The sequence below is a fragment of the Arthrobacter sp. Soil782 genome (assembly GCF_001428435.1).
GTDB lineage: Bacteria > Actinomycetota > Actinomycetes > Actinomycetales > Micrococcaceae > Arthrobacter_D > Arthrobacter_D parietis.
In genome coordinates, this window is record NZ_LMSO01000009.1 from 93,103 (window position 1) to 113,898 (window position 20,796).

A 20,796-nucleotide genomic window follows, 5' to 3' on the forward strand; every position below is an offset into this window, starting at 1 on the left:
CGCTCACACCATCGCGTTAGGGCTGGCCCGCCCGCCGGAGGGTCTGCTCTGCGTGGCGGAGGATCGGCCCATCGACCATCTTGCCGCGGAAGGTAAAGACGCCGCCCTCGTGCTGCGCCGCTGCCAGCACGTCGCGCGCGAACTGTTCCTCGTCGGCCGAAGGCTTGTAGGCCTCCCGAATGATGCTGACCTGGCTCGGGTGGATGCAGGCCTTCATACCAAAACCTGAAGCGACGGCGTCACGCGCCTCCGCGGCGAGTCCGTCCACGTCCGGGATATTGACGTAGACCGAATCAACCGCCTGCTTTCCTGCAGCGGCCGCCGCCAGGAGGACCGTGGAGCGGGCATGCATCGCGATGTCGCGGTAACTGCCGTCCTCCTTGCGGCTGCCCGTACCACCCAGCGAGGCAACCAGATCCTCGGCTCCCCACATGAGGGCGACGACGTTGGGTTCCTCGGCAAGCTCGGTCGCCTTGAGCACTCCGCACGCCGTCTCGCAGAGCGCGACAACACTGAAACCGTTTAGCGACCACAGGTCTTCTACGCCCTCCGCCTTGGCCAGCATGACCGTGCGGTACTGGGTGTCCCGAAGCGCCTGCAGGTCCAGCGCGAACTCGTGGCTCTGGGCGGGATTCACCCGCACGATGGTCCTCGCAGGATCAAGCGGGTTCGCGATCAGGGCTCCGCGGGCTGCTGCCTTGCTCTCGAGGGCAACCGCGTCTTCGAGGTCCAGGATGACGGCGTCCGCGCGCTCGGCTGCCTTGGAGTACCGCTCGGGACGGTCAGCAGGGCAAAAGAGCAGGGCAGGGCCCATGCCGAAGTCAGTCATGAACGCGCTCCCCGACTCCATGCGCGACCGCTGTCCACATCAGGACGGTGCGGGTAGCGAGCGCCACGATCTCGCCGTCCTGATTGCGTCCGGTATGTTTCATGGTCACGAGCCCCTGGCCGGGGCGGGACTTCGACGCCCGCTTCTCGGTGATCTCCGTCTCGGTGTACAGGGTGTCGCCATGGAAGACCGGCTTGGGGAAGGAAATGTCCGTCAGTCCCAGCTGCGCCACGATGGTCCCCTGCGTGAGCTGCGTGACTGACTGCCCGACGACGGTCGCCAGCGTCAGCATCGAGTTCACCAACCGCTGCCCGAAGGGCTGTTCCCCGCTCCACGCAGCATCAAGATGCAGCGCCTGCGTATTCATGGTCATGGTGGTAAACAGGACGTTGTCCGCTTCAGTGAGCGTCCTGCCCGGGCGGTGCGCATACACCACGCCCGTCTGCAGTTCGTCATAGTAGAGGCCGCGCTGCACCACTGTTCCGGGCGCTGGTTCCTTACCGCTCATCAAGATCGACCTCCAACGGGGCACCGGTGGCCGCGATCACGTCATCAACGCTGACCCCTGGAGCGGTCTCGCGAAGAATCAGCGTTCCTGAGTTGCGCCCGGAATCCACGTCAATGACGGCGAGGTCAGTGATGATGCGGTCCACGCACCCCTTGCCCGTCAGCGGCAGCGAGCACCGCTCGACTATCTTCGGGTTGGAGTTCCGGTCCACGTGCTCCATCATGACGATCAGCCGCTTGGCTCCGAACACCAGGTCCATGGCGCCGCCCATGCCCTTGACCATCTTGCCCGGGATCATCCAGTTGGCCAGATCCCCGTTGGCGGCAACTTCCATGGCACCGAGGACAGCGACGTCGACGTGCCCTCCCCGCACCATGCCGAAGGAGGAAGCGGAATCGAAGAAGGCCGCGCCGTCGTTGACGGTCACGGTTTCTTTGCCGGCGTTAATCAGATCCGGGTCCAGCTGGTCCTCCGTGGGATACGGTCCGACACCGAGGATTCCGTTCTCCGAGTGGAGTACCACTTCAACGCCTGCAGGAATGTAGTTGGGAATGAGCGTGGGCATGCCGATGCCCAGGTTCACGTACTGCCCGTTCTCCAGCTCCTGCGCCACCCGCGCGGCCAGTTCGTTACGTGTCAGGGCCATGGTTAGAGCTCCTTCGCCTGGCCGGAGGATTCTTCCGGGGTGGATGTAGTCAGGGAAACCGTCCGCTTCTCGATGCGCTTTTCGGTGTCCGGCGCATGCACAACCCGCTGTACGAAGATGCCGGGAATATGGACGTGCTCCGGATCGAGCTCGCCCGGTTCCACCAGTTCCTCCACCTCCGCGATAGTGATGCGGCCGGCCTGCGCACAGAGCGGGTTGAAGTTCATGGCCGTCGCGTGGAACACCAGGTTCCCGTGGCGGTCGCCCTTCCACGCATGGACGAGGGCGAAGTCAGGTGTGACTGACTCCTCCAGCACGTAGTCCTGCCCGTCAAATTCCCGCACTTCCTTGGGGGATGAAGCAATGGCGATGTTGCCGGCGTCGTCGTATTTCTGGGGCAGCCCGCCCTCGCTCACCTGCGTGCCTACCCCGGCAGTCGTGTAGAAGGCGGGAATGCCGGCGCCGCCGGCCCGCAGCTTCTCCGCCAGCGTTCCCTGCGGCGTCAGCTCAACCTCAAGTTCCCCCGCGAGGTACTGGCGGGCGAACTCCTTGTTCTCACCGACATACGAGCTGATGGTGCGCCGGATCCGGTGGTCGTCAAGGAGCCGTCCCAGGCCCCAGCCGTCCACGCCGCAGTTGTTGCTGATGGTTTCGAGCTCCTTGGTTCCCTGCTGGTGCAACGCATCGATGAGGGCCACAGGAATACCGCAGAGCCCGAACCCGCCCACGGCCAGGGACGCGCCGTCAGGAATGTCCGCTACGGCCTCGGCTGCTGAGGCGACGACTTTGTCTATCACTGCTTCTCCCTTACTCGTTTCAATCAGGTGAGTGGCCGACTGCCTGGCTCAGAGTCCCAGTTCGCGGGCGATCAGCATCAGCTGTACCTCGGTGGTTCCCTCGCCAACCTCCAGGATCTTCGAGTCACGATAGTGGCGGGACACCGTGAACTCGTTCATGAACCCGTAGCCGCCGAACACCTGGGTGGCGTCGCGGGCGTTGTCCATCGCGGCCTCGCCTGCGACCAGCTTAGCGATGGATGCCTGGGTCTTGAACGGCTTGCCCGCGAGCATGCGCGACGCGGCGTCGTAGTACGCGAGCCGGGCGGTGTGGGCGCGTGCCTGCATCCGCGCGATCTTGAACTGGATGGACTGATAGCTGCCGATGTTGGTGCCGAATGCCTGACGTTCCTTGGCGTAGCGGATGGATTCCTCCACACAGCCCTGGGCTGCACCCGTGGCAAGAGCGGCGATGGCGATGCGGCCCTCGTCGAGGATTTGGAGGAAGTTCGCGTAACCGCGTCCCCGCGTTCCGAGCAGGTTGGCCTCGGGTACGCGGACGTCCTTCAGGGTCAGCGGGTGCGTGTCCGACGCGTTCCAACCAACCTTGTTGTATGCCTTTTCCGCCGTGAAGCCCGGCGTTTCGGTCGGCACGAGGATGGTGGAGATTTCCTTCTTCACGGAGCCGTCCTCCCGCGTCGCGGTATCTGTGACGGCGGTGACCGTAACCAGCCGCGTGATATCGGTGCCGGAGTTGGTGATGAACTCCTTGCTGCCGTTGATGACCCACTCACCGTCAACCAGCTTCGCGTTGGTCTTGGTGCCGGAAGCGTCAGAGCCGGCCTCTGATTCGGTCAGCCCGAACCCGGCGAGCGCCTCACCGCTTGTCAGCATCGGCAGCCACTGCTGCTTCTGTTCCTCGGTACCGAACCGGTACACGGGCATGGCGCCCAGCGAGACGCCCGCCTCGAGGGTGATCGCCACCGACTGGTCGACCCGCGCCAGTTGCTCAAGGGCAAGGCACAGCGCGAAGTAATCGCCGTCCATGCCGCCGTACTGCTCCGGGAACGGGAGCCCGAACAGGCCCATCTCGCCCATCTGGGCGATGACCTCGTAGGGGAAGCTGTGCTCTTCATCGTGCTTGGCGGATACCGGCGCTACGACCTGGTCAGCGAACTCCCGGACGGTATCAACCAGGTCCTGGTATTCCTCGCTCAGTTCAAAGTTCATGATTGGGGCTCTTCCTGTTCGGTGGGAACTGTTCCGGCGGCAGGATCTTCTGCCTCGCCGGACGGGACGGGGTGAATGCGGGCAACAACCTGGTTTGCTGATACGAGGTCGCCCGGGCTGAGGGTAATAGCGACTGTGCCGGCCACGGTCGCGGTGAGCTGGTGTTCCATCTTCATTGCTTCGACGCTCACGAGCACCTGCCCTTCGGAAACGGAATCACCATCGGCGACGTTCACCGTGATTACGGTGCCGGGCATCGGCGAGCGCACTTCCGGATCGGCGGCGCCCTCCGTTCGGGCAATGGAAGCCAGTTGCGTCTGGAGGACCTGCTCGCGGCTCAGCATCCGTACTGGCTGGGACCAACCGGCATCCGTCAGCCACAGTGTGGAGCCGTTCGGGGCGAGCCGGGTACCCAGCGTGACACCGTCGACAACGGCGCGGCCCGTCCCGCTTCCCTCCCCGTCGACGAGCCAGTCAACCTCATAGCGATTGTCATTGAGAGCAACCACACTCCGCGTGCCGTCGCGGGTCAGGAACACGGTCTGCGGCGAAGTGTTCCCGACCTGAAGCTGAACGGGTGTTGCCGCGTGCACCCCGCCAATGCGCCAGCCGTCCCTTGAGTGCCACGGCGAGGCCGCACCGGCACCTGTGGAATGCCCTGCCAGTACAACGGCGGCCGCAGCGATCTCCGCGTCGGAGGCTGTCCGGAAGGCGAGGTGGGGAAGCTTCCGCTCGATCATGGTGGTGTCGAGCCGGCCGGCGCGGACGTCGTCGTCATTAATGAGCAGGCGGAGGTACTCCACATTGGTGCGTAGGCCCGCTATCCGGGTGCGCGCAAGCGCAGAATTCAGCCGGTCGAGGGCCTCCGCGCGGGACGGCGCCCACGCAATGACCTTCGACAGCATCGGATCGTAGGTGGGGGAGATTTCCAGCCCCGGCAGCAGCGCGCTATCAACCCGAATGCCCTCACCCTGCGGTTCGGACAGGTCGACGACGGTCCCCGCCGAGGGCAGGAAGCCCGCCTCCGCGTCTTCCGCGTACACGCGCGCTTCCACTGCGTGGCCGGTGAGGACGACGTCGTCCTGCGCCAGCGTGAGCTTCTCGCCGGCGGCGATACGCACCTGCCACTCGACGAGGTCCACGCCTGTCACCATTTCGGTGACGGGGTGCTCGACCTGGAGCCGCGTATTCATCTCCATGAAGAAGAATTCATCCGGCGCGTCGTCGGACACCAGGAACTCAACGGTCCCGGCGCCCACGTAGTCCACGCTGCGGGCCGCGTTGCACGCGGCCTCGCCGATCCGCGCGCGGGTCACCTCGTCAAGGAGCGCCGAGGGAGCTTCCTCGATGACCTTCTGGTGCCGCCGCTGCAGTGAGCACTCCCGCTCCCCCAGGTGGATGACGTTGCCGTAGGAATCCGCGAGCACCTGTACCTCGATGTGGCGCGGTGTGCGGATGAGCCGCTCGAGGAACAGGGTGTCGTCACCGAACGCGGACGCTGCAACGCGGCGCGCCGTCTTGAGGCCCTCCGCGAGGTCCTCAACGCGTTCCACGGCGTGCATGCCTTTGCCGCCGCCGCCGGCCGAGGGCTTGATGAGCAGCGGGTAGCCCACCTCGCGGGCTGCTTCGATGAGGTCTTCGTCGGTCAGTCCCGACTCAGCGATGCCGGGGACCACGGGCACGTCGAAGCCGCTGACGTGGTTCTTGGACCGGATCTTGTCACCCATGACGTTGAGGGCGTGGACCCGCGGACCGATGAACACGATGCCGGCTTCCTCGAGCGCGCGGGCAAAGGCCTGGTTTTCGCTCAGGAACCCGTACCCGGGATGCACAGCGTCGGCGCCGGTCGCCTTGCAAGCCGCGATGATCGCTTCAATGTTGAGGTAGCTCAAAGCAGCGGCAGCCGGGCCGATCCGCACTGCCTGATCAGCCTCGAGCACGTGGCGTGCACCGGCGTCGGCGTCGCTGTACACGGCGACCGAGCGGATGCCCAGTGCGCGCAGCGTCCGGATCACCCGGCAAGCGATTTCACCGCGGTTGGCTACCAGGACTGTTTCAAAAAGGGGCATCTCACTCACATCCTGAAGAGGCCGAAGGAGGTCTCTGGCAGCGGCGCGTTGGCGCAGACATCGAGCGCGAGGCCAAGCACACGGCGGGTGTCCGCCGGGTCAATGATGCCGTCGTCCCAGAGCCGCGCGGTGGAGTAGTAGGGACTCCCCTGTGCTTCGTACTGCTCGCGAATGGGAGCCTTGAACGCCTCCTCATCCTCGGCGCTCCACTCTTGCCCGCGCGCTTCCAGCTGGTCGCGCTTGACTGTGCTCAGCACGGAAGACGCCTGGTTTCCGCCCATGACGGAAATGCGGCTGGCCGGCCACATCCAGAGGAAGCGCGGCGAGTAGGCGCGCCCGCACATCGAATAGTTACCCGCACCGAAGGAACCGCCGACGACGACGGTCAGCTTGGGCACGCGGCATGTCGCCACCGCTGTGACCATCTTTGCCCCGTGCTTGGCGATGCCGCCGGCTTCATAGTCGCGGCCGACCATGAAACCCGAGAGATTCTGCAGGAAGATCAGCGGAATGCCCCGCTGATCGCACAGTTCGATGAAGTGGGCGCCTTTGAGAGCTGACTCGCCGAAGAGCACGCCGTTATTGGCAACGATGCCCACCTGGTGGCCATTCAGTGTGGCGAAACCCGTGACGAGGGTGGTGCCGTACTCCTTCTTGAACTCGTGGAACTTACTGCCGTCCACGATGCGCGCGATGATCTCCCGAGCGTCATAGGACGCATTCACGTCGACCGGCACGGCACCGTAGAGACTGTCCATATCCACGGCTGGTTCTTCGGGAACAGCAGGCGCCCACGCCTGCTCCGGCACGGGCAGGGTCGAGACAATATCCCGAACGATCTCCAGTGCGTGCTGGTCGTTCTCCGCGAGATGGTCGACAACGCCGGACGTCTTCGCGTGCACGTCCCCGCCGCCGAGCTCTTCGGCGGTGACTATCTCACCGATGGCGGCTTTCACCAGCGGCGGGCCGCCGAGGAAGATGGTTCCCTGGTTCCGGACGATCACCGTCTCATCGCTCATCGCCGGAACGTACGCTCCACCTGCCGTGCACGAGCCCATGACTGCGGCGATCTGCGGAATCTTCCGCGCGGACATGGTGGCCTGGTTGTAGAAGATGCGGCCGAAGTGCTCGCGGTCCGGGAATACCTCATCCTGTCGGGGCAGGAACGCTCCGCCTGAATCCACCAGGTACACGCAGGGCAGGTTGTTCTCCAGCGCGATCTCCTGGGCGCGAAGGTGCTTTTTGACCGTCATCGGATAGTAGGTGCCGCCCTTGACTGTGGCGTCATTGGAAATGACGAGGACGTGACGTCCGTGCACCAGACCGATACCCGCGATGACTCCCGCTCCGGGGCTCTCGTCGTTATACATCCCGTTGGCGGCCAGCGGGGCTATCTCCAGAAACGGACTGCCCGGATCGAGCAGGTGGTCGATCCGGTCCCGCGGCAGCAGCTTCCCGCGGCTGACGTGACGTTCGCGGGAGCGCTCCGGGCCGCCGAGGGCAGAGTCAGCGAGCCGGTCCCGCAGCTCGGCAGCGAGTGCGCGCTGGCCGGCGTCGTTCTGCCGGAACGCTTCGGCGTTCGGGTCCAGTCGCGAGGCCAGGGTCTCCATTGACGTCCTTTCGGTCCGTGCGAGCCTTCAACCTTCACGCACGCAACCACTCAGTTAGCAGGGATTAACTCAAATTTAGGTTAGTAGCTATTAACCGAACTGTCCACCAGAATGGAGGAATCCCCTCCGAAGTATTCCGCCACCGAAGTTCCTCCACCGAAGAAAGACAGGCATGGACGCCCCAGCTCCCACCCGGATGACCGGCCGCAGCCTCGCCAAGGCCTCACGGCGAGCGGCTCTGTTGGATGCGGCCGCGCAACTGTTCGCCGAGCGCGGCTACAACGGAGTCTCCATCGAGGACCTGGGAGCAGCAGCCGGTGTCAGCGGACCGGCGGTGTACCGGCACTTCAGCGGGAAACCAGCAGTGCTCGCCGCGCTGCTGGCCGGCGTCAGCCAGGACCTGCTTGAGGGCAGCCGTGCCGTTGTTGCTGAATCCCCCGGCCCCCAGCAGGCGCTCCGCGGGCTGATCGAGTTCCAGGTGGACTTTGCACTCCGCAATGCCAACGTCATCAGGGTTCAGGACAGGGATCTCAGCTCCCTGGCTGATGAGGACCAGGAGACCGTGCGTTCCCTGCAGCGCACCTACGTGGAGGTATGGGTGGATGCCCTCGCCGCTCTCGAGCAACAACCAGACAGAACCCATCTTCGCCGGAAGGCCCACGCCGCATTCGGGCTCATCAATTCCACCCCGCACTCCACTCACCGTCGCCGCAGCAGCAAGGACACCGCAGACCTGCGCCAGCTGCTTGAGGAAATGGCGTGGGCCGCCCTCAGCGTGGAGGCATGAGAGAACACGGGGCGCCACTTCCCGCGTCCTAGTACGCTGATGAGTAGAGCACCTCACGTGCACCCGAACCTCGCAGAAACCACCCCTGTTCCGCCTACCGGAAAGTCTCCAGTGATCACGCTACGCGCCGTTGAACCCACCGATCTGGACGAGTTCTTCTCACACCAGCTCGACCCCAGCGCCAACCACATGGCCGCCTTCAGTGCCAAGAACCCCTCGGACCGGGGGGTCTTCGACCTCCACTGGCAGAACATCCTCAATGACCCCACGGTCACGGTCCGCACCATCGAGGCTGACGGAGCGGTGGTGGGAAGTATCCTCGCCTACCGCGACGCCGACATCCCGGAGATCAGTTACTGGATCGACAAGGCGCGCTGGGGACAGGGCATTACGACGGCGGCAGTCGGCCTCTTCCTCGAAGAGTTCACCGAGCGCCCGCTCCGGGCACGCGCAGTTGCAGACAACACCAATTCGATCCGGATCCTCGAACGCTACGGATTCACCCAGGTCGGTGAGACGCAAGGTTTCGCGAACGCGCGCGGCGCGGTGGTCAGGGAGCTCGTCCTCGAGCTTCGCTAACGGCTCCACATAACGGAACTTTCGTGCAGCTCCGGTGACTCCGACGCTTGTCGAAGTCACCGGAGCTGCGCAAAAGTTCCAGGGTGGACGGGCGGCCCAACCCGAGGTGGGCAGGCCCGTCAGACCATCGTCAGGACCATGCCCGGATCGGACAGGATGGTACCAATGTCCGCCAGGAAGCGTGATCCCTGTTCGCCGTCCACCAGCCGGTGGTCGAAGGACAGGCTGAGGGTCATGACCTGCCGCAGGGCAATCTCATTCTGGTACTCCCACGGCATCTTCCGTACCGATCCCATGGCCAGGATCGCGGCTTCCCCCGGGTTGAGGATGGGCGTGCCCGCGTCGATGCCGAACACACCGACGTTGGTGATGGAGATGGTCCCGCCGGAGAGATCCGCGGGACTGGTCTTGCCGGCACGTGCCGTTTCCGTCAATCCTTTGAGCGCATCTGCCAGCTCGCGGAGCCCGAGCGTGTGCGCATCCCTGACATTCGGGACGACCAAGCCGCGCGGAGTCGCGGCTGCAATGCCCAGGTTCACGTAGTGATGCTGCACAATTTCCTGGGCGGCCTCATCCCACCGGGAGTTCAGCGTGGGATTGCGGTCCAGCGCGATGCACAGTGCTTTGGCCACCAGCACCAACGGAGTAATGCGGACATCTGCGAACGCCCTGCTCGTCTTCAACCGTGCCAGCAGGTCCATGGAAGCCGTGACATCGACGGTCAGGAACTCGGTGACGTGCGGCGCAGTGAAGGCACTGGCCACCATGGCAGCGGCGGTGTGCTTCCGCACGCCCTTGATCGGTGTGCGGGTCTCCCGTTCACCATTCATGCGCGACGCCGGTGCCCCGCCTGTCTCTGCAGACTGCACCCCACGGTCGGATCCCTGCTGTCCGGATCCCTCCTGTGCGGATTTCTGCTGTTCAGCGAGGACGTCCTCGCGGGTGATGAGACCCTGTGGGCCGCTGCCGTTCAGAGCGGTGAGGTCGATGCCGAGATCACGTGCCAGTTTGCGTACCGGCGGCGTTGACCGGGGACGCTCCAGCTGCGCCTCCGCCGGAACGGAAGGCTGCGGTGCCTCAGCCATCACAGGAGCGCCAACGGGTTCTGCAGCGCGGACAGGCGCGGCAGGCTCTGCCGCCCCGCTGCTGCGCCGGGCCCGCCGCGCGGGCCGGCCCGTCTTCTCAACAGCGGCTCCGTACCCCACGAGGTTGGGTTCCCGCTTGGGCGGCGGCGCGTCGTCGTCGTTTGTGTCCGCTGAGGCGTCCGGAGAATTGGTGGAGGGTCCGCCGGAACCCGGCACGTCGAAGGACACGATCGGCGAGCCGACCTCCACCACCGTTCCGGGCTGCTCGTGCAGCTTCGCCACAACGCCGGCATACGGCGACGGCAGTTCCACGACCGCTTTCGCGGTTTCAACGTCCGCGATGACCTGGTTCAGCTCCACGGTGTCGCCCACCGCTACATGCCAGGCGACGATCTCCGATTCAGTCAGGCCTTCGCCGAGGTCGGGCAGTCGGAATTCCTTGATCACCGGTGACACTATCCTTCCAGTCCACTGCGGGAGCTAAGGGAGTTTGAGCGGCCCAGGGCGCGGTCAACTCCATCGAGTATGCGGTCCAGATCCGGTAGATGATGGAACTCAAGCTTGGAGTAGGGGTACGGGATGTCGAATCCCGTCACGCGGACCGGTGCGTGCTCCAGGTGGTAGAAGCAACGCTCGGTGATGCTCGCCGCAATTTCGGCGCCGAGGCCGCCAGACTGAGCGGCTTCATGCGTAATGATCAGGCGTCCGGTTTTCCGCACCGACTTCTCCACGGTCGCGAAATCGATCGGCGCAAGGGACCGCAGGTCAATCACCTCAATCGAGATGCCGTCGTCGGAGGCTGCAATGGCGGCGTTCTGCGCCGTCGGCACCAGAGGCCCGTAGGTGACGAGCGTGACGTCACTGCCCTCGGTAACCACTTTCGCGTCATTCATGCTGGTGGCGCCCAGGTCCACGCCCTCGTCCACCTCACCCTTCACGTGATAGCGGCGCTTCGGTTCGAAATAGAGCACAGGGTCATCGCTCGCAATTGCCTGCTGGATCATCACAAAAGCATCCTGGGGGTTGGAGACGCTCACAACCCGCAGCCCGGACGTGTGGGTGAAGTACGCTTCCGGGGACTCCGAGTGGTGCTCCGGGGATCCGATACCGCCGCCGAACGGCACCCGGATGGTCAGCGGCACCTTGACGGCACCCTGGGTCCGGTAGTGCAGCTTGGCAACCTGGCACACGATCTGGTCGAACGCCGGGTAGATGAAGCCATCGAACTGGATTTCGACGACGGGACGGTAGCCACGGTAGGCCAGGCCGACTGCCGTGCCCATGATGCCGGACTCCGCGAGCGGCGTATCGAGGACGCGGTGGGACCCGAAGTCCTTCTGCAGGCCGTCGGTGATGCGGAAAACGCCGCCCAACTTTCCGATGTCCTCGCCCATCAGGACAACCTTCGGGTCATTTTCCATGGCCCTGCGAAGGCCTGCGTTGATGGCACGGCCGAATGTCATGGTGGACATCAGCGGTTCACCTCCCTGGAGGAGTTGGATGCAGCGGTATCTGCGTCGGCGGAATCAAAGTACTTCAGATACTGCTCATAGGAGTCCTGCTGGCGATCGAGCCATGAATTCGGCTCACTGTAGACGTGCTTGAAGACGTCAAGGACCTGCGGCTCCGGCATAGAGATGCAGCCCTCGCGAAGCCGGGCGGCGACGTCGTCGGCGGTGGCCTTGACGGAATCCGCCACCTCCGCGGACAGCAGGCCGCGTGCGTCCAGAAGCGCAGCCAGGCGTGCGATGGGATCCTTCGCGGCCCAGTCCTCAAGCTCGTTCGCGTCCCGGTAGCGGGTGGGGTCATCCGCCGTAGTGTGCGGTCCCATCCGGTAGGTCACCGCCTCGATGAAGGTGGGACCGCCGCCGGTCCGGGCGCGATCGAGCGCCTCACGGGTAACGGCGAGGCACGCGAGCACATCGTTGCCGTCCACGCGGACGGAGGGGATGCCGAATCCGGGCGCGCGGTGGGCAATGGGCACGTGTGCCTGCAACCCGACCGGCTCGGAGATGGCCCAGTGGTTGTTCTGGCAGAAGAAGATGACGGGCGCCTGGTAACTGGCGGCAAACACCATAGCCTCGTTGACATCGCCCTGGCTCGTGGCGCCGTCTCCGAAGTAGGTGACCGCAACGGAGTCTGCACCGTCCGCCAGAACGCCCATGGCGTATCCGGTGGCGTGCAGGGTCTGCGCGCCGATGATGACCTGCGGCGGAGCCATGTTGATGGCGTAGGGATCCCAGCCGGCGGAGGCGTTGCCCCGCCAGACGCGCAGGAGATCCGTGAGGTCCACGCCGCGGCAGTAGGCAACGCCGTTCTCGCGGTAGCTGGAGAAAACGAAGTCATCCTCGCGCAGAGCGCGTCCCGAGCCGATCTGCGCCGCTTCCTGTCCCAGCAACGGCGGCCACAGCGCAAGCTCACCCTGGCGTTGGAGAGCCGTGGCTTCGGCATCGATCCGGCGGATGACGATCATGTCCTCGTACAGGGCCTGCAGAGCGGCGTCGTCGACGTCGGAGACCCAGCGGTCGTACGCGGCGTTGCTTCGGCGCTCGCCGTTGGGCGCGATGAGCTGGACCAGCTCATCCTGCGTGGCGTCCGCATCGTTGTTCAGAGGCACGTTCACTCATCCTTCTTCTTACCGGCTTCGGCGTTTGTACACCGGCCAACCGCAGCCTCCGACGCCGATCCGTGGGTGTTCGGCGGGCCGAGGGCACCGTTGCCCGAGGTTTAGTGTGACGATACTCACGCAAGCCACACAGCACAACCGAACATGGAATGACTGAGCATTGTGCTCGATTCGCTGCCTTCGCGCCGTGCTACCGTTGCGCACTATGCAGCCCCTTGATGCCACCGACACGCGGCTCCTTCTCGCGCTGGCGCGGGACTCCCGGCGGACCGTCGTCGCGCTCGCCCAAAAGCTGGGGCTCTCGCGCAATACCGTCCAGGCACGGATGACCCGGCTGGAAAAGAATTCGACCTTCCTGTCCTTTGAACGGCGGATCAATCCGGCAGCGCTCGGCTACCCGCTCACCGCGTTCATCAATGTCCACGTGGACCAGCGGAAACTCGGCTCCATCACCGGCCAGCTCGCCGGTATCCCCGAGGTCCTCGAGGCGCACGGGCTGACCGGGCAGGCGGACATCCTGGTCCGCGTGGTGTCAGTGGACGCCGAAGACCTCTTCCGGATCAATGGAAAGATCCTGGCCTGCGACGGAGTGGAACGCTGCGATACCTCCCTCGCCATGCACGAGTTGATTCCTTACCGCATGGAGCCCCTGCTGGAGCGCGGTTCCGCGGAGTAGCCTCTTCCATTCCTGATCCGAAACAGCAGAACCATCCAAAGTGAGAACTGATCCGAATGGTGTGCGGAGCTCCACCAGGGAGCGCACATCACACGAAAGGCATCACCATGGGAACCTCCCCCAACCGGCTACTCGCAACCGTCTTCGGAGCCGTCTATCTGCTCGTCGGGATCCTCGGCTTCTTCGTTACGGCCGGTGTCGGCTTCTTCGCGACCGAGGGCAACACGCTCATCATCTTCGAAGTCAACCCGCTCCACAACATCATTCACCTCGCAATCGGCGCAGCACTGCTGCTTGCAGGACTCAACTCGGTGAGCGCCGCCAAGGGCGTCAACACCACCGTGGGTGCGGTCTACCTCCTGGTGGGCATCCTCGGGCTCTTCCTGGTCGGCACCTCGCTGAACATCATTGCCCTCAACGGCGCGGACAACGTTCTGCACCTCGCGAGCGCTGTCCTCCTGCTGGGCGTAGGCCTGTCACAGGACAAGAACGTGCGCACCTCCAGCACCCACGCACACACCGCGTAGTCCGGACGTCGCTTTGATGAACAGTGCTGCGGTTGAGGAGCGGGCCCTGCCCGCTCCTCAACCGCGCGCCGACGCGGAGCAGGGCACCACGGGTGAACTGCTCCGCCTGTTGGCCGGATTCACTGCCCTCGGCTCAGGCCTGACGTTCTTTGCCCTCGCAGCCGACGCCCTGCTGGCTGCCGGCGGCATCCTGAATGTTGTGGTGGGAATGCTCACCGGCCTGTGGGCGGCCGCACTGACCCTCTGGGGAATTCTGGCGCTGCGCGGAACGCCAGAGCGGAACCGGGGTTCTGCCCTGCTGGCAATTGTGGTGCCTGCCGTTCTTCCCGGTGCTGCCGCCGTCGTGCTGGGTGTTCTGGTGTGGGGTGCGCTGCTCGCGCCGGCCGGAAGCAGGAACTTCGACCTCACGCTTGCCTCCGCACTGGCGCTCGTCCTCCTGCAGCTCGGTTGCCGCGGCGCCCTGCGCCGGCGTGCAGACCGTTCAGCTGCCGGCGCGAAGCTCTCCCCCGGCAGGCTCCTCACCGGGCTCTTCCTCTCTGCCGTCCTGGTTGCCGGAATTACGACGCCGGGACTCGCCGCATCAACGGCCGGTGACAATGCGGTGCCGCACGGCGAGCACGGCCTGGTTCCCGCTCCGGCGGAGCATCCCGGTCACTGAACAAGCGAGTTCATGAACAGGCAAGTTCGCGAAGATGACAGAAGGGGCCGGAATCGACATGATTCCGGCCCCTGCTGCGTCTAGTTGGGACTAGTGGCTGGTCGCCTTTTCCGCGCCTACCCCTGTCAGCGAGCGGACCTCCATCTCCGCCTGCTTCTGCGCATCCTCAGTCCGCTTGGCCAGCACGGTGCCGAGCCAGCCCAGGAAGAACGCCAGCGGGATCGAGACGATGCCCGGATTGCTGAGCGGGAACCAGGAGAAGTCAGCCGTCTGGATCATCGACTTCTCCCCGCCGGAGACCACCGGTGAGAACGCGATCAGGATGATTGCGGTGAGCAGGCCGCCGTACATGCTCCACAGCGCGCCCTGGGTGTTGAACTTCTGCCAGAACAGCGAGTAGATGATGGTTGGCAGGTTGGCGCTCGCCGCCACGGCGAAGGCCAGCGCGACGAGGAACGCAACGTTCTGTCCCTGCGCACCTATTCCGCCGACAATCGACAGCACACCGATAACGACGACGGTGCGGCGCGCCACCTTCACCTCACCGTCCGGATCCACCTTGCCCCGGCGAACCACGTTCGCGTAGATGTCATGCGCGAAGGATGCGGCGGCGGTAATGGTAAGTCCCGCAACCACCGCGAGGATGGTGGCGAAGGCAACTGCGGAGATGATTCCCAGCAGGAATGGCCCGCCGAGTTCGAACGCCAGCAGCGGTGCGGCCGAGTTGACGCCGCCGGGTGCATTGTTGATGCGGTCGGCGCCAATGAGGGCTCCGGCGCCGTAGCCGAGAACCAGCGTGAACAGGTAGAACGCTCCGATGAGCCAGATCGCCCACACCACTGAGCGGCGGGCTTCCTTGGCTGTGGGAACGGTGTAGAAGCGCATGAGAACGTGCGGCAGGGCCGCGGTTCCCAGGACGAGCGCCAGTGCCAGGGACACGAAGTCCAGGCGGGTGGTGCCCGAGGCGCCGTACTGCAGTCCCGGGCCGGTGATGGCAGGGTTGCCGGAGGTCTCGATTGCAGCACCGAGCAGGGTCGAGAGGTTGAAGTCGTGCAGGGCGAGCACCCAGATGGTCATCACGAATGCGCCCGCGATGAGCAGGCAGGCCTTGATGATCTGGACCCAGGTGGTGCCTTTCATGCCGCCGATCAGCACGTACAGGATCATGAGCCCGCCAACCACGGTGATGACGAGGGACTGTCCCAGCCGGTCGTCGATGCCGAGGAGCAGGGACACCAGGGCGCCGGCTCCGGCCATCTGCGCCAGGAGGTAGAAGAAGCAGACAGCGAGTGTGGTGATGGCCGCTGCTATCCGTACGGGACGCTGCTGCAGCCGGAAGGACAGGACGTCCGCCATCGTGAACTTTCCCGTGTTGCGGAGCAGTTCCGCGACGAGGAGCAGTGCCACCAGCCAGGCGACCAGGAAGCCGATCGAGTACAGGAATCCGTCATAACCGTTGATCGCAATGGCGCCCACGATGCCGAGGAAGGACGCGGCGGACAGGTAGTCCCCGGCAATAGCCGTTCCGTTCTGCGGGCCGGTGAAGGATCGTCCGGCAGCGTAGTAGTCCGCCGCCGTCTTGTTGTTGCGGCTCGCGCGCAGCACGATCACAAGGGTGATTGCCACAAAAATGCCGAAAATGGTGATGTTCAGCCAGGGCTCGCCGACCTGCGTCGTCTCAACGGTCTGCAGCGGCAGGTACTGCCTCATTTGGTTCCTCCCTCTGGGGCCTTGAATACCTCAGGTGCGGCGTCTTCGAGGTCGTTGCGCAGTTCCTCGGCAATGGGATCGAGTCTCCTGTTGGCGTAGCTGACGTACCACATGGTGATCCCGAAGGTGCTGACAAACTGCAGCAGCCCGAGGAGCAGTCCGATGTTGACGTTCCCCCACACGGGGGTAGACATGAATTCGTGTGCGTAATCGGCGAGCAGCACGTACAGGAAGTACCACAGCAGGAATGCTGCTGCCATGGGAAAGACGAAGCTGCGGTGGCGCTTCCTCAATTCCTGAAACTGCGGCCGCTGCTGGACTTCCGTAAAATCGACGGGCGCCGACGGCGGTGCGCCGGGTGCGGATGGGTCGTGACCCATTGATACCTCCTCGTTAGGCTCCCACGCAGGATCAGTACCGCACAGGACGGCAGGCAACGAGGGAGTGTGACTCCCATCACTGTTGGTCACATCGTGTGAGGGCGCCAGCACCTTGGGCAGGCACATCGCCCAACGCGCGTCGGCCTGCGATAAACGGTGCGCCCCTGCGCCGAACGGCTCACGGCCACTGCGCCAGACGATTCAAGGCCACCGTGCCGAACGGTTCAGGGCGTGGCATGGTTCACCGCTACTCTTGACCCATGCTGAGCCCCGCCGTCGACGCCGCGCTGGTCGGCGCCGTCGTTCTCGTCACCCTCGCGGTGGTGGCGGTCCTCGGCTTCAGGTTCTCCCGTTCCTACCGTGACCTCGGTTCCGACGCGGACCGCGCCACCTACGCGACGCTGCACACCGTTGCGCAGGCCTCTGAGCACCTGAGGACCGGCCTGACGCCGGGCGGAGCGTCGAAGGCGGCACGGCACCTGCGGGGCCTGCTGCGCAGCCAGGCTCTCCTGGTGACGGATCTAAACGGCGTCCTGGCGTGGGATGGCACCTCCGCCGAACCCGCTGAGGTGATGACCGTTGCGCAGGAGGTCCTCTCCAGCGGGCGGACGCAGATCTTCAAGAGGTTTCGGCTGGGGCCGGTGACCGGAGGAGAGGAAGGACTTGCCGAGGCTGTTCTGGCACCGATCCGGGTAAACGGCCGGGTGGTGGGAACGGTGGGAGCCTTCGCACCGACAGTCAGCGCAGGGCTCGTCCGCGCGACGAATGAGGTCGGCGTCTGGGTGGCCACCCAGGTGGAGCTGGCCGAGCTGGACTCCTCGCGCACCCAGCTGATGGAGGCCGAGGTTCGTGCGCTCCGCGCGCAGATCAGCCCGCACTTCATCTACAACTCCCTGAACGCCATCGCGTCCTTCATCAATACGGACCCGGAGCGGGCGCGGGAGCTCGTGGTCGAGTTCGCGGACTTCACGCGCTACTCCTTCCGCCGCCACGGCGACTTCACTACCGTGGCGGAGGAGCTGAGGTCCATCGACCGCTACCTGCTGCTGGAGCGGGCGCGTTTCGGTGACCGGCTCCGCGTCAGCCTCCAAATCGGTCCGGAGGTGCTCAGCACCGTGATCCCCTTCCTCAGCCTCCAGCCGCTGGTGGAGAACGCCGTCCGCCACGGCCTCGACTCAAAGGACGGGACAGGCAACATCACCATTACAGCGCACGACGCCGGCGCCTACGCGGTGGTCACTGTCGAGGACGACGGCGTGGGGATGGATCCCGATCGCCTGCGCGCCGTGCTTGCCGGGCACGTCGACGGAGTCCACGTAGGGCTGCGGAACGTCGATTCGAGGTTGCGTCAGGTGTACGGTGACGCCCATGGACTGATCATCGATACCGCACCGGGCGCCGGCACACTGATCACGCTGCGCGTTCCGAAATCCCAGCCCGCCCACCAGACCTGAGGGTTGCCCTGCGTCCCGTGGCGCGGACGCCTGATCGACCGCGTAACCTAAGGAGCATGGTCAACGTGGTCATCGTGGACGATGAACTCCCGGCACTCGCCGAACTAGGCTTCCTGCTCTCCAAGGACGCCCGCATCGACGCAATCCATCAGGCGTCCAGCGGCGCCGAGGCTCTCCGGATCCTGCAAAGCCACCCGATAGATGCACTGTTCCTCGACATCCACATGCCGTCCCTCTCAGGGCTGGACATCGCCAGGGTCATCTCGCGCTTCAGCCGGCCTCCCGCCGTCGTCTTCGTCACGGCGGACGAGGACCGGGCTCTGGAGGCGTTCGAACTTCGCGCCGTCGATTATTTGCTCAAGCCGGTGCGCACGGAAAGGCTGACCGAGTCCGTCCGGCGGATCTGCGAGCTGATGGAGGACGGCGCAGCCACCCCGGACGTCATCACCGTGGATCAGGGCGGCATCAGCAGGATGATCCGGCGCGATGAGATCCGCTACGTGCAGGCGCAGGGCGACTACGCCCGGCTGCATACGGCCGAGGCGAGCTACCTCATCCGCATTCCACTCAACGACCTCGAACGGCAATGGGCCGATGCCGGTTTCCTGCGGACGCACCGCTCCTACCTCGTGGCCATGGATCAGGTGACCCAGGTCAAGCTCGGGTCGGGCAGGGCAAGTGTCCTCGTGGGCGAGGCGGAACTGCCCGTCAGTCGACGACACCTGTCCCAGATCCGCGGCAAGCTGGAAGCCACCCGCCTGAGGCCGGGACAGTAACGAACGTGACAGAGCCTGAGGACCGCCCGGCCCGGGTTCGGGTCACCGCGCCGCACTCCGCTGCCGGGCCCGCCGGAACCTATCCCGTCTCGCGGGAGATGGCTGAACAGTCCGACGTCGGCGAGCTGTTTGTGCGTTCGCTCATCCGATCCCAGCTGCGCCTCGCCGTGGTGGTCGCCTCCGGTTTCCTCGTCATCCTCGTGGGCATCCCCATCCTGTTCAGCATCTTCCCGGCCGTCACAACGTGGAGCGTCGCAACCATACCCGCCCCCTGGCTCCTGCTCGGCCTGGGCATCTACCCGCTCGTGATTGGCTGCGCCGTCCTGTATGTGCGAAGCGCCGGGCGCATTGAGCAGCGCTTCCGGGACCTGGTGGACGACCAGTGACATTCCCTGAGCTGAACCCTGTGGTCGGTTACGTGTCACTGGTGATGGTCGCGGTCTCCACCGTCCTGATCGGCATCTATGGACTCCGGATCTCCCGGACCACCGGTGACTTCTACGTGGCCTCGCGCACGGTCCGGCCCTGGTGGAATGCCTCGGCGATCGGGGGCGAATACCTCTCAGCAGCCAGCTTCCTCGGCGTGGCCGGCCTGATCCTGCTCTCCGGTGTGGATGCGCTGTGGTTCCCCATCGGTTACACGGCCGGTTACCTCATGCTCCTGCTGTTCGTGGCCGCTCCCCTGCGGCGCTCCGGCGCCTACACCATTCCTGATTTCGCTGAAGCCCGCCTCGAGTCCCGCAATGTCCGCCGGATCACCAGCCTCCTCGTCATCGCCGTCGGCTGGCTCTACATCGTGCCGCAGCTGCACGGCGCCGCCCTTACCGTGCGGATCACCACCGGGCTGCCGTCGTGGGTAGGTTCCGTCGCCGTCGTCGTGGTTGTCTGCCTCAGCGTCATTACCGGCGGCATGCGGTCCATCACCTTCGTCCAGGCCTTCCAGTACTGGCTGAAGCTGACTGCGCTGGCCGTCCCCATTGTCTTCATCCTGGTTCAGCTGACCGGCACCGGTGAATCGATCACGAACGACGGCGCGGTCTTCGCACCGGAACTCAACACCACCGCCGATGCCACCCTGTACCAGAACATCTCGCTGGTCATCGCCCTGCTCTTCGGTACCCTGGGACTGCCCCACGTGCTGGTGCGTTTCTATACGAACCCGGACGGCGCTTCCGCCCGCCGGACAACTCTGCTGGTGCTGGGGCTGCTCTCCATGTTCTACCTCTTCCCGACGCTGTATGGACTGCTGGGACGGATCCACACTCCGGATCTGGCGGTCCGCGGCGCGGCCGATGCCACCGTGCTGCTGCTCCCGAGCCGCATTTTCGACGGCGTTGGCGGAGACATCCTGTCGGCATTCGTCACGGCCGGTGCATTCGCCGCATTCCTCTCGACCACCAGCGGTCTTGTGGTCTCGCTGGCCGGCGTGGTGAGTCAGGACTTCTTCCGTGCCAGCGTTTCCGGGTTCCGATGGGCGGCGATTGTCTCGGCGCTCATACCCCTGGGGTTTGCCCTGCTGACGGACACCCTTGCCCTGGCCGGCAGCGTGAGCATGGTTTTTGCCTTCACTGCCTCCACGATCTGCCCGCTGCTGGTGCTCGGCATCTGGTGGCGGGGGCTCACGGACGCGGGAGCCATCGCGGGCATGGTTTCCGGGGCGGTTCTGTGCGGCGGATCGATCCTCATAGCTGCGGGACTGGGCATGGATCAGGCCCCGCAGTGGCTCCAGCTGCCCGCGCTCTGGACGGTCCCTGCCGCGTTTGCGGTCACCATCACGGTGTCGCGGCTGACCGCGAACCGCCGACCGATGAACACATCACGGGTGCTTGCGCGGCTGCATACGCCTGACGCTGTGTGACGGTACTGGTAC

General features: G+C 65.0%; 21 protein-coding genes. 9 read left to right on the forward strand and 12 right to left on the reverse strand.

Annotated elements, in window-relative coordinates; genetic code table 11:
* Nucleotides 1-16: 16 nt before the first annotated feature.
* The 7 genes from ASH00_RS11185 to ASH00_RS11215 are packed head-to-tail and all read right to left on the reverse strand — an operon-like array spanning nucleotide 17 to nucleotide 7,668.
* Nucleotides 17-829 (reverse strand): HpcH/HpaI aldolase/citrate lyase family protein, encoded by an 813-nt coding sequence (locus ASH00_RS11185; RefSeq protein WP_056548524.1) that lies wholly within the window; start codon nucleotides 827-829, stop codon nucleotides 17-19.
* On the reverse strand, nucleotides 822-1,337 hold the full coding sequence (locus ASH00_RS11190) for a MaoC family dehydratase (protein ID WP_056548526.1): 516 nt from the start codon (nucleotides 1,335-1,337) through the stop codon (nucleotides 822-824). The genes ASH00_RS11185 and ASH00_RS11190 overlap by 8 nt, the downstream gene beginning before the upstream one ends.
* Nucleotides 1,327-1,983: a CoA transferase subunit B gene (locus ASH00_RS11195; protein WP_056548528.1), complete on the reverse strand. Its 657-nt coding sequence runs from the start codon at nucleotides 1,981-1,983 to the stop codon at nucleotides 1,327-1,329. Before ASH00_RS11195 ends, ASH00_RS11190 begins: the two co-directional genes overlap by 11 nt.
* Nucleotides 1,984-1,985: 2 nt before the next feature.
* Nucleotides 1,986-2,780 (reverse strand): CoA transferase subunit A, encoded by a 795-nt coding sequence (locus ASH00_RS11200; protein WP_056548530.1) that lies wholly within the window; start codon nucleotides 2,778-2,780, stop codon nucleotides 1,986-1,988.
* Between the two features lie 48 nt (nucleotides 2,781-2,828).
* Nucleotides 2,829-3,992, reverse strand: coding sequence for an acyl-CoA dehydrogenase family protein (locus ASH00_RS11205; protein WP_157359094.1), 1,164 nt, complete (start codon nucleotides 3,990-3,992; stop codon nucleotides 2,829-2,831).
* The gene (locus ASH00_RS11210) at nucleotides 3,986-6,058 is read right to left on the reverse strand and encodes an acetyl/propionyl/methylcrotonyl-CoA carboxylase subunit alpha (RefSeq protein WP_056548533.1); all 2,073 of its coding nucleotides are present in this window, start codon (nucleotides 6,056-6,058) and stop codon (nucleotides 3,986-3,988) included. Before ASH00_RS11210 ends, ASH00_RS11205 begins: the two co-directional genes overlap by 7 nt.
* A 5-nt stretch (nucleotides 6,059-6,063) precedes the next feature.
* Entirely contained in the window at nucleotides 6,064-7,668 is a 1,605-nt protein-coding gene (locus ASH00_RS11215; protein ID WP_056548534.1) for a carboxyl transferase domain-containing protein, read from the reverse strand.
* Between the two features lie 172 nt (nucleotides 7,669-7,840).
* On the opposite strand from ASH00_RS11215, the gene ASH00_RS11220 reads away from it, so the two are divergent.
* Entirely contained in the window at nucleotides 7,841-8,455 is a 615-nt protein-coding gene (locus tag ASH00_RS11220) for an SACE_7040 family transcriptional regulator (protein ID WP_056548536.1), read from the forward strand.
* Between the two features lie 39 nt (nucleotides 8,456-8,494).
* On the forward strand, nucleotides 8,495-9,034 hold the full coding sequence (locus tag ASH00_RS11225; protein WP_318533035.1) for a GNAT family N-acetyltransferase: 540 nt from the start codon (nucleotides 8,495-8,497) through the stop codon (nucleotides 9,032-9,034).
* 119 nt (nucleotides 9,035-9,153) lie between these two features.
* On the opposite strand, the gene ASH00_RS11230 is transcribed toward ASH00_RS11225, so the two are convergent.
* Genes ASH00_RS11230 through pdhA form a run of 3 tightly spaced genes read right to left on the reverse strand, consistent with a single transcriptional unit; the run spans nucleotide 9,154 to nucleotide 12,736 of the window.
* Nucleotides 9,154-10,566 carry a dihydrolipoamide acetyltransferase family protein gene (locus ASH00_RS11230; protein ID WP_056549213.1) on the reverse strand — a complete coding sequence of 471 codons (1,413 nt, stop codon included), beginning with the start codon at nucleotides 10,564-10,566 and terminating at the stop codon, nucleotides 9,154-9,156.
* A gap of 8 nt (nucleotides 10,567-10,574) precedes the next feature.
* On the reverse strand, nucleotides 10,575-11,591 hold the full coding sequence (locus ASH00_RS11235; RefSeq protein ID WP_056548538.1) for an alpha-ketoacid dehydrogenase subunit beta: 1,017 nt from the start codon (nucleotides 11,589-11,591) through the stop codon (nucleotides 10,575-10,577).
* Nucleotides 11,591-12,736 carry a pyruvate dehydrogenase (acetyl-transferring) E1 component subunit alpha gene (gene pdhA, locus ASH00_RS11240; RefSeq protein ID WP_157359095.1) on the reverse strand — a complete coding sequence of 382 codons (1,146 nt, stop codon included), beginning with the start codon at nucleotides 12,734-12,736 and terminating at the stop codon, nucleotides 11,591-11,593. Before pdhA ends, ASH00_RS11235 begins: the two co-directional genes overlap by 1 nt.
* Nucleotides 12,737-12,950: 214 nt before the next feature.
* On the opposite strand from pdhA, the gene ASH00_RS11245 reads away from it, so the two are divergent.
* The 3 genes from ASH00_RS11245 (at nucleotide 12,951) to ASH00_RS11255 (ending at nucleotide 14,606) form a co-directional block, all read left to right on the forward strand.
* Entirely contained in the window at nucleotides 12,951-13,421 is a 471-nt protein-coding gene (locus ASH00_RS11245; protein ID WP_056549215.1) for an Lrp/AsnC family transcriptional regulator, read from the forward strand.
* A gap of 107 nt (nucleotides 13,422-13,528) precedes the next feature.
* The gene (locus tag ASH00_RS11250) at nucleotides 13,529-13,948 is read left to right on the forward strand and encodes a DUF4383 domain-containing protein (protein ID WP_056548542.1); all 420 of its coding nucleotides are present in this window, start codon (nucleotides 13,529-13,531) and stop codon (nucleotides 13,946-13,948) included.
* 16 nt (nucleotides 13,949-13,964) lie between these two features.
* The gene (locus ASH00_RS11255; RefSeq protein WP_056548544.1) at nucleotides 13,965-14,606 is read left to right on the forward strand and encodes a hypothetical protein; all 642 of its coding nucleotides are present in this window, start codon (nucleotides 13,965-13,967) and stop codon (nucleotides 14,604-14,606) included.
* A gap of 90 nt (nucleotides 14,607-14,696) precedes the next feature.
* Here ASH00_RS11255 and ASH00_RS11260 read toward each other — a convergent pair whose 3' ends face one another.
* Both ASH00_RS11260 and ASH00_RS11265 read right to left on the reverse strand, forming a co-directional pair.
* On the reverse strand, nucleotides 14,697-16,316 hold the full coding sequence (locus ASH00_RS11260) for a solute symporter family protein (RefSeq protein ID WP_056548545.1): 1,620 nt from the start codon (nucleotides 16,314-16,316) through the stop codon (nucleotides 14,697-14,699).
* Entirely contained in the window at nucleotides 16,313-16,696 is a 384-nt protein-coding gene (locus tag ASH00_RS11265) for a DUF485 domain-containing protein (RefSeq protein ID WP_056548547.1), read from the reverse strand. Before ASH00_RS11265 ends, ASH00_RS11260 begins: the two co-directional genes overlap by 4 nt.
* Before the next feature lie 260 nt (nucleotides 16,697-16,956).
* Between ASH00_RS11265 and ASH00_RS11270 the strand changes: the two genes are divergently transcribed.
* The 4 genes from ASH00_RS11270 to ASH00_RS11285 are packed head-to-tail and all read left to right on the forward strand — an operon-like array spanning nucleotide 16,957 to nucleotide 20,784.
* On the forward strand, nucleotides 16,957-18,150 hold the full coding sequence (locus ASH00_RS11270; protein WP_056548548.1) for a sensor histidine kinase: 1,194 nt from the start codon (nucleotides 16,957-16,959) through the stop codon (nucleotides 18,148-18,150).
* A 56-nt stretch (nucleotides 18,151-18,206) separates the two neighbouring features.
* On the forward strand, nucleotides 18,207-18,926 hold the full coding sequence (locus ASH00_RS11275) for a LytR/AlgR family response regulator transcription factor (RefSeq protein ID WP_056548551.1): 720 nt from the start codon (nucleotides 18,207-18,209) through the stop codon (nucleotides 18,924-18,926).
* A 5-nt stretch (nucleotides 18,927-18,931) separates the two neighbouring features.
* Complete coding sequence (locus ASH00_RS11280; RefSeq protein ID WP_056548553.1) at nucleotides 18,932-19,312, forward strand: hypothetical protein; 381 nt, start codon at nucleotides 18,932-18,934, stop codon at nucleotides 19,310-19,312.
* Between the two features lie 11 nt (nucleotides 19,313-19,323).
* The gene (locus ASH00_RS11285) at nucleotides 19,324-20,784 is read left to right on the forward strand and encodes a sodium/solute symporter (protein ID WP_056549217.1); all 1,461 of its coding nucleotides are present in this window, start codon (nucleotides 19,324-19,326) and stop codon (nucleotides 20,782-20,784) included.
* Nucleotides 20,785-20,796 lie beyond the last annotated feature (12 nt).

What these genes read in the sequence shown, in the direction of transcription:
- ASH00_RS11185 (WP_056548524.1), bottom strand. Translation starts at nt 829, where the DNA reads ATGACTGACTTCGGCATGGGCCCTGCCCTGCTCTTTTGCCCTGCTGAC.
- ASH00_RS11190 (WP_056548526.1), bottom strand. Translation starts at nt 1,337, where the DNA reads ATGAGCGGTAAGGAACCAGCGCCCGGAACAGTGGTGCAGCGCGGCCTC.
- ASH00_RS11195 (WP_056548528.1), bottom strand. Translation starts at nt 1,983, where the DNA reads ATGGCCCTGACACGTAACGAACTGGCCGCGCGGGTGGCGCAGGAGCTG.
- ASH00_RS11210 (WP_056548533.1), bottom strand. Translation starts at nt 6,058, where the DNA reads ATGCCCCTTTTTGAAACAGTCCTGGTAGCCAACCGCGGTGAAATCGCT.
- ASH00_RS11215 (WP_056548534.1), bottom strand. Translation starts at nt 7,668, where the DNA reads ATGGAGACCCTGGCCTCGCGACTGGACCCGAACGCCGAAGCGTTCCGG.
- ASH00_RS11220 (WP_056548536.1), top strand. Translation starts at nt 7,841, where the DNA reads ATGGACGCCCCAGCTCCCACCCGGATGACCGGCCGCAGCCTCGCCAAG.
- ASH00_RS11225 (WP_318533035.1), top strand. Translation starts at nt 8,495, where the DNA reads ATGAGTAGAGCACCTCACGTGCACCCGAACCTCGCAGAAACCACCCCT.
- ASH00_RS11235 (WP_056548538.1), bottom strand. Translation starts at nt 11,591, where the DNA reads ATGTCCACCATGACATTCGGCCGTGCCATCAACGCAGGCCTTCGCAGG.
- ASH00_RS11245 (WP_056549215.1), top strand. Translation starts at nt 12,951, where the DNA reads ATGCAGCCCCTTGATGCCACCGACACGCGGCTCCTTCTCGCGCTGGCG.
- ASH00_RS11250 (WP_056548542.1), top strand. Translation starts at nt 13,529, where the DNA reads ATGGGAACCTCCCCCAACCGGCTACTCGCAACCGTCTTCGGAGCCGTC.
- ASH00_RS11255 (WP_056548544.1), top strand. Translation starts at nt 13,965, where the DNA reads ATGAACAGTGCTGCGGTTGAGGAGCGGGCCCTGCCCGCTCCTCAACCG.
- ASH00_RS11260 (WP_056548545.1), bottom strand. Translation starts at nt 16,316, where the DNA reads ATGAGGCAGTACCTGCCGCTGCAGACCGTTGAGACGACGCAGGTCGGC.
- ASH00_RS11265 (WP_056548547.1), bottom strand. Translation starts at nt 16,696, where the DNA reads ATGGGTCACGACCCATCCGCACCCGGCGCACCGCCGTCGGCGCCCGTC.
- ASH00_RS11270 (WP_056548548.1), top strand. Translation starts at nt 16,957, where the DNA reads ATGCTGAGCCCCGCCGTCGACGCCGCGCTGGTCGGCGCCGTCGTTCTC.
- ASH00_RS11275 (WP_056548551.1), top strand. Translation starts at nt 18,207, where the DNA reads ATGGTCAACGTGGTCATCGTGGACGATGAACTCCCGGCACTCGCCGAA.